This window comes from Palleronia caenipelagi, assembly GCF_007004065.1.
Taxonomy (GTDB): domain Bacteria; phylum Pseudomonadota; class Alphaproteobacteria; order Rhodobacterales; family Rhodobacteraceae; genus Palleronia; species Palleronia caenipelagi.
Window position 1 is genome coordinate 46,870 of sequence record NZ_VFSV01000024.1, and the last position, 6,772, is coordinate 53,641.

Below are 6,772 nucleotides of genomic sequence, written 5' to 3' on the forward strand. Positions count from 1 at the left end.
TCACTCCGCGGGAACAGAGACAGTTACGGACTTGGCTTCGGGCGAGCGGATGGTCATCCACATGTTCCACACCATGATCAGCGCGCCGGAGAGGTAGAGCACCCCGCCCAGACCGCGGACCACATACATGGGGAACTTGGCCGCCACCGTGTCGGCGAAGGAGTTCACCAGGAAGCCGTCAGCATCCACTTCGCGCCACATCAGGCCTTCCATGATACCGGTCACCCACATGGAGGCGGCGTAGAGGACGATGCCCAGCGTCGCCAGCCAGAAGTGCAGGTTGATCGCGGGAACAGAGTACATCTTCTCACGGCCCCAGAGTTTGGGCGTCAGGAAGTAGAGGCAGCCAAAGGTGATCAGACCGTTCCAGCCGAGCGCACCGGAATGCACGTGGCCGATGGTCCAGTCGGTGTAGTGCGACAGGGAGTTGACCGCACGGATCGACATCATCGGACCCTCGAAGGTGGACATGCCGTAGAAGGCCAGCGAGGCCACGAACATGCGCACGATCGGGTCGGTGCGGATCTTGTCCCACGCGCCTTCCAGCGTCATCAGGCCGTTAATCATGCCACCCCAGGACGGCATCCAGAGGATGATCGAGAACACCATGCCGAGGGTCGAGGCCCAGTCGGGCAGCGCGGTGTAGTGCAAGTGGTGCGGACCCGCCCAGATATACAGGAAGATCAGAGCCCAGAAGTGGATGATCGACAGCTTGTAGCTGAAGATCGGTCGACCGGCCTGCTTCGGCACGAAGTAGTACATCATGCCGAGGAAGCCCGCGGTCAGGAAGAAGCCCACCGCGTTGTGGCCGTACCACCACTGGGTCATCGCGTCCTGCACACCGGCAAAGACCTGAACGGATTTCGAGCCCCAGATCGAGACCGGGATCGAGATGTTGTTGACCACGTGGAGCATGGCCACGGTGACGATGAAGGCCAGCAGGAACCAGTTGGCGACGTAGATGTGCTTTTCACGGCGCTTCAGGATCGTGCCGAGGAACACCGCCAGATAGGCGAGCCACACGATGGTCAGCCACAGGTCGATATACCACTCGGGCTCAGCGTATTCTTTCGATTGGGTCGCACCCAGCAGGTAGCCGGTCGCCGCCATCACGATGAAGAGCTGATAACCCCAGAAAACGAACCAGCCCAGATTGCCGCCCCAGAGCCGCGCGGCGGAAGTCCGCTGCACGATATAGAAGGACGTGGCAATGAGGGCGTTGCCGCCAAAGGCAAAGATCACCGCCGAGGTGTGGATCGGGCGCAGGCGACCGAAATTCGCAAAGCCCTCGGCCCAGTCGAAATTCAGGACCGGAAAGGCCAGCTGAAACGCGATAAGGGTCCCCATCAGGAACCCGACCACACCCCAGAAAGCAGTGGCGATCACACCGTAGCGGATCGGCCCGTCCATGTAGGTATTGGGATCATGCTCGGTCGCAGGCTCGCCAACGCGGCGCAGCTCCCGGATGAAAAGAAACGCCGCGATCAGCATGATCAGTGCGGCGTGGACGGAATAGGCGAGATCGCGACCCCAATCCGCCGCTATGGCGGCGAAGATCGCAATCAGCCCGAATAGGACGAGCTTTAGGTACTGCATAGGTTCTCCTGTCGTCGGCTCAGGTCGTTTTTTCTGCAATTGCACAATTCTGTGTTAGGCTTCCTTGACATGGATCAACGTCGCCAGAAACCGACAGGATTAATTTCGTACAGAAGGCTGCGCAGCGGCTGAGGAAGATGGAGGATTTCAATGGCTTATAAGACGGTGGCCGCAATTGCGGGGCTTGGCTCGCTGGATGCGCTGGACGCGGCGATGGATTTTTGTGCCCGGCACGAGGCACATTTGCACGTTCTCTGCGTCTCGCCCTCTTATATCGAATCGAGCGCCATGATGGCGACCGATTACGTGGCTGCGGCGCCCGTGATGGTCGAGGCGGCCCTTCATGACGCCGAAGAGATCGAGCGCAAGACCCGCGAGAAGCTCAAGACCCATCCTTATCCTTGCACGGTGGACAGCCGCCGGGATCTGGCGGTCAACAGGTCGCTCTCGGTGCTGCGGGCCATGCGCTTTGCCGATGTGGCGTTCCTGCCGCGTCCGGTGGGGGACAGCGCCGCGCAGATCGGACCCGTGGTCGAAGAGGTGCTGCGGCACACCCGGATCCCGGTGATCATCGCGCCCGAAGGCAAGGTGGTCGAGGCGAAGAGGATCATGATCGCTTGGGATGGCGGCGAGGTGGCGCTGGCCGCCGTGCGTGCCGCCATGCCGCTGCTGAAGCGAGCGGAGACCGTGGAAATCGCCACTGTGGACCCCGATGACGAGACCGAAGGCCATGATCTGGCGGTGATGCTCGATCGTCACGGAATCGCCGCAGCTGTTACTGAGCTGAAGGGAACGAAGAAGACCGCCGGTCAGGTCCTGCGTACCCACGCGTTTGAGAGCGATGTGGATCTGGTGGTGCAGGGGGCCTATTCCCACAACCGGCTGCGCGACATGCTGCTGGGTGGCGTCACCAAGCACATGCTGGGCGACACCACCGTGCCGGTTCTTCTGGCCCGCTGAGGGTCAGACGATCAGGCCGCCATCCTCGTCATCTCCGGCTTCGATGGCCAACGCCTCGAAGTCGGGGATACGGATGTAGCGCGAGCCTTGCGTGTCGATCAGCCCGGATTTCCTCAAGGCGGTGATCTGTCGGCTCGTCGTCTCGATGGTCAGTCCCAGATGATTCGCCATCTCTTCGCGCGAGAGCGGCAGGCGCACAGTCACGCCGTTCTCGGGCAAGGGCGCCATGTCCACACGGGATTGGCGGCGTGCGAGGTTGACCAGAAAGGACGCGACCTTTTCGCGGGCGGTCATCCGGCCCAGCACCACGGTCCAGTCCCGCGCCGCGTCAAGCTCGTCCAGGGTCATCGTAAGGAGCCGTGATGCGATATGCGGTGTTGTGCGGCAGATCTTCTCGAACTCGGTTCGCTCGAATCGGCACAGTACCGTGTCGCTCAGCGCCACGACATCGAAGGCCGAGCGGGATCGGCCGGGCCGCCCGATATAGTCAGAGGGCAGCAGTAAACCGACATTTTGGCGCCGACCGTCTTCCAGCGTGCGGGACAGGGTCGCACAGCCGATTACGATGGAGCTGAAATGGGTTAGCATCTCACCCGCGCCGACGATGGTCGTCCCGGCCGGGTAGGTCCGGTAGCTCTTAGCCTGCTCCAGCATGTCAAGCTCGTCAGAGCTGCATTCGGCGCAGACGGCGCGCTTTCGGATTGGACAAGTGCCGCAGGACACGGTGGAAGATCGGTGAAACATACCCACTGTTCTATGGGCCGGTTTGATTTCGATCAATGCGGTCCTTTGCGTCACGGGCAATTTGGTCACATGGACCCGAACGCATTACAAACCGCTTTGCTGACCGCGCGCATTCCGCGCTACACCAGCTATCCGCCTGCGGATCGCTTTTCCGACAGCGTGACACCCGAGCTGGTCTCTGACTGGATGGGCGCTCTGCCGGCGGATGAACCGATTTCGCTATACGCCCACATTCCGTTTTGCCGCCGGCTGTGCTGGTTCTGTGCCTGCCGGACGCAGGGGACCAAGAGCCTGTCTCCGCTGGACGGGTATCTCGATCATCTGCAGATGGAAGTGGATATCAGGGCCGCGCTCCTGCCGGGTAAAATGAAGCTCTCTGCGCTGCATCTGGGGGGCGGGACGCCAACGATTCTGTCGCCCGACCGGATGGACCGGCTGCGGGACATCCTCTTTGGCTCATTTGAGCTGACGCCGCAGACCGAGGTCTCGGTGGAAATCGATCCCTGCGAGTGCGATGGGCCGCGTCTAGACGCTTTGATGCGGCTGGGCCTCAGTCGAGCGTCGGTCGGGGTGCAGGATTTCGATCCCGTGGTGCAGCAGGCGATCGGCCGGGAGCAGACCGCCGAGCAAACCATCGGCGTTGTGCGCGAACTGCGCGCCCGGGGAATCCCGAGCGTCAATGTGGATCTGCTCTATGGTTTGCCCTATCAGACCGCCGAACGGCTGACCCGGACGCTGGAGCAGGTGATCGAGTTCCGCCCCGAACGGTTGGCGCTCTATGGGTACGCCCACGTTCCCTGGGCCGCCCGGCGTCAGCGGCTTATCCCCGAAGATGCCCTGCCGAGCCCGGAAGAGCGGCTGGAGCTGTCCGCCATGGCCCGTGAGATCCTGGTGTCAGCCGGCTACACAGTTGTGGGCATCGACCACTTTGCGGAGCCTCAGGATACTTTGGCCATCGCTGCCCAGACCGGCACATTACGCCGGAACTTTCAGGGCTACACCACCGACACGGCCGACACGATCCTCGGCCTGGGCGCTTCGGCGATCTCGCAATATCCGTCGGGCTACAGTCAGAATATCGCTGCGACAGATGGATGGCAGCGCGCCGTTGCGGCCGGACAACTTCCGGTCGCGCGGGGCGCAGCGCTGACCCGGCAGGACCGTATTGTCTCGACGATCATCCGCGATCTGATGTGCGACGGTCATTGTGATATCGGCGCGGTGGCGCAGGGCGATGCTGACCGGTATCGCGGCGCGGCTGAGTTTGCGCTGGCCCGGCTGCCCGGCATCGGGACGCTGTCCGAAGACCAGCTTGAGGTCAGCGATTTGCGTTATGCCCGTCTGCTTGCAAGCTGCTTTGATCCCGGCGTCGGGTCAAACGCAGCGCGGTACAGTCAGGCGAGCTGAGATAAATAGACGTCACCGTTCCAAAACGGTGACGTTTTCCATCTCCTCGATTAGCGCAACGTCTTCGTGGTACCCCAAAGTCAGAGATTCTGAGAGCGCCTGATCCCACCAGGGCGGGAGGACTTCGAACGGGAAAGACTCCCTGGGGAAATTGCGCAAAAAGACATCGATCAGTTCCGAAGCCATCTGCGGCGATTTGGGCCGGCGCATTCGCATATATCCCTTCATCTTCGTCCGGCCTTCGAAGGACATTTCGGTATTTGCGAAATCGAGCGCCCCAACGACACTGGTCTCGTTCGGCAGTCCGGCCATGGACCGCACAACGTTGAGCCAGATGAACGGGGCATCCTCATAGCACCAGACCGTTATCGGGCTGTCCGGGCAAGTCTCCCTAATTCGTCTGATAAAGTCCGACCACCGGACCGTACGGGGATCCACGCCATCCAACAACGCTTCGAGTGACTTGTGCCGGGATTGATTGCGAAACAAGGCCGGGAGGAAAGTGGCAGGGTCGCGGATGCAAAGGTGAAACGAGACATCATGATCAGCAAACGCGCCCCGCATCCGGCCAAGCTTTTCGGTTTGGGGATACAGCCCGTCGGCAGAAAAGGCCCAGCCAGATACACAGAGGAACCCGGAATTTGACAGGACCAGACGTCTCGCGTTGCCGCGTTTGGTAAAATCGTGCAGCAGATTGGCTTGCTGGGCGGGGGTCAGATCCTGCTGTTCTGTCGCTTTGATCACGTCGCCCATGCGCTTCTGATAGGCCGCTCGGTCAGGCACGATGATCCCCTGCGGCCCCAGCAATCTCGCATTGCGTCGGAGGGTATCGACAATCAGGTCGGAGCCGGTGCAGTGGGCGCCGATGTGGTATGCGATATGCATCTGTCCTCCGGTGTTTCATGGGCAAGGCTGCGTCGTGGTGCCACGACGAGACACTGGACGCAAATTTCATCGATTTGCAACCGGATCGCACTCTTGTGGCACCGTCAGTCGCGGGTTAGGAAGCGTAGATATGCCGGTGTAGCTCAGTTGGCCAGAGCGGCGATCTTGTAAGTCGAGGGTCGGGGGTTCGAATCCCTCCACCGGCACCACGGAATCTTCTGTATCTGCATGATACTCAGAGGATCCATTATTTTTCTGGTGAAATGCGGCCCAGGCTGCTCAGAAGTTTCCTGAATTTGTTCCCGTAAGCGCAGTTTTTAGTGACCTCGCTACGCAAGAAATTCGCTCGAGCGTAGCAAGGAGGAGCGCAGTTGGCTCCGATTCGAAATATGTCGAATGAGAAGTGGCGTGCCGAGATCTATTCCGGCGGAATTCGCGGATCAAAGGTGCATTCAAAGAAAGATGCTGCTCGAGTGATCTTCGTCCCTGTCACTGGACAGCGGGGTACTTTACCCCTGTCGATGAGAGGAGCACGACATGGGACAGCATCGACGGAAATACACGGATGAGTTCAAGGGTGAGATGCGCTGTGCGCCACTGGTTCAAGCACCGCATCGAACGCGGTTGAGCGGCTTTATGAGCCAGGCGCGACGCAGGGCAGCGTGGCGAAAGAGCTGGGGATCACCGGCACGCAGCTGAAAACCTGGCGGTTGGAGATCGAGGCCTTCGGCTCGATGGAAGCGAAACACCGCCAGAAGGCCAATGCCGCCGAGCTGGAGCGGCTGCGCAAGGAGAACAAGCGGCTGGCAGAGGAGAACGAGATCTTGCAAATGGGTGAGCAGGCGAACGCCACGGGTCCGAGGGCGCCTGCGAACGCTTTTTTCGCCTCTCGGGCGGTGAAACCACGATGAACAAGCGCGCTTTCATCCCTGCCCACAAAGCTCAGTTCGACTGACCGTGGCCCCAGTGGGGCCGCGTAAGCGGGAGAACGCGGTTTCTACACTTTGCCGGCTGGTCCGCCTGTCGCGCAGTTGGTTTTATGGTCACGGCGCCGGTGAGGCAGCCCGTGAAAGTCGGAAGGCGCGGCGTGCGGCACGGGACAAGGCACTGCTGGAGCGGATCAGCCATTTTTTCAAAGCCAGCAAGGGGCGCTACGGGTCCAAACGCATCCACCGGGATC

The 6,772-nt window shown here is 60.9% G+C and carries 6 protein-coding genes, 1 tRNA gene and 1 pseudogene; 5 read left to right on the plus strand and 3 right to left on the minus strand.

Annotation, left to right across the window (positions count from 1 at the left end):
* On the minus strand, positions 1 to 1,596 hold the full coding sequence (ccoN, locus tag FEV53_RS13105; RefSeq protein ID WP_142835274.1) for a cytochrome-c oxidase, cbb3-type subunit I: 1,596 nt from the start codon (positions 1,594 to 1,596) through the stop codon (positions 1 to 3).
* 150 nt (positions 1,597 to 1,746) lie between these two features.
* Between ccoN and FEV53_RS13110 the strand changes: the two genes are divergently transcribed.
* Complete coding sequence (locus FEV53_RS13110; protein ID WP_142835275.1) at positions 1,747 to 2,556, plus strand: universal stress protein; 810 nt, start codon at positions 1,747 to 1,749, stop codon at positions 2,554 to 2,556.
* Positions 2,557 to 2,559: 3 nt separating this feature from the next.
* Here FEV53_RS13110 and fnrL read toward each other — a convergent pair whose 3' ends face one another.
* Complete coding sequence (gene fnrL / locus FEV53_RS13115) at positions 2,560 to 3,300, minus strand: transcriptional regulator FnrL (protein ID WP_142835276.1); 741 nt, start codon at positions 3,298 to 3,300, stop codon at positions 2,560 to 2,562.
* Here fnrL and hemN point away from each other — a divergent pair.
* Positions 3,292 to 4,707, plus strand: coding sequence for an oxygen-independent coproporphyrinogen III oxidase (gene hemN / locus FEV53_RS13120; protein ID WP_246100813.1), 1,416 nt, complete (start codon positions 3,292 to 3,294; stop codon positions 4,705 to 4,707). The genes fnrL and hemN overlap by 9 nt on opposite strands.
* Positions 4,708 to 4,719: 12 nt before the next feature.
* Here hemN and FEV53_RS13125 read toward each other — a convergent pair whose 3' ends face one another.
* Positions 4,720 to 5,592 (minus strand): hypothetical protein, encoded by an 873-nt coding sequence (locus tag FEV53_RS13125; RefSeq protein ID WP_142835277.1) that lies wholly within the window; start codon positions 5,590 to 5,592, stop codon positions 4,720 to 4,722.
* 132 nt (positions 5,593 to 5,724) lie between these two features.
* Between FEV53_RS13125 and FEV53_RS13130 the strand changes: the two genes are divergently transcribed.
* The 3 genes and pseudogenes from FEV53_RS13130 to FEV53_RS13140 form a co-directional block, all read left to right on the plus strand.
* Positions 5,725 to 5,801, plus strand: a tRNA-Thr gene (locus FEV53_RS13130).
* 453 nt (positions 5,802 to 6,254) lie between these two features.
* Entirely contained in the window at positions 6,255 to 6,503 is a 249-nt protein-coding gene (locus tag FEV53_RS13135) for a hypothetical protein (RefSeq protein ID WP_246100814.1), read from the plus strand.
* 55 nt (positions 6,504 to 6,558) lie between these two features.
* A pseudogene (locus tag FEV53_RS13140) lies at positions 6,559 to 6,772 on the plus strand (IS3 family transposase); the annotation flags it as partial.

Bases quoted from the DNA above. Each gene is read 5' to 3' on its own strand.
- ccoN (WP_142835274.1), bottom strand. From the start codon at position 1,596: ATGCAGTACCTAAAGCTCGTCCTATTCGGGCTGATTGCGATCTTCGCC.
- FEV53_RS13110 (WP_142835275.1), top strand. From the start codon at position 1,747: ATGGCTTATAAGACGGTGGCCGCAATTGCGGGGCTTGGCTCGCTGGAT.
- fnrL (WP_142835276.1), bottom strand. From the start codon at position 3,300: ATGTTTCACCGATCTTCCACCGTGTCCTGCGGCACTTGTCCAATCCGA.
- FEV53_RS13125 (WP_142835277.1), bottom strand. From the start codon at position 5,592: ATGCATATCGCATACCACATCGGCGCCCACTGCACCGGCTCCGACCTG.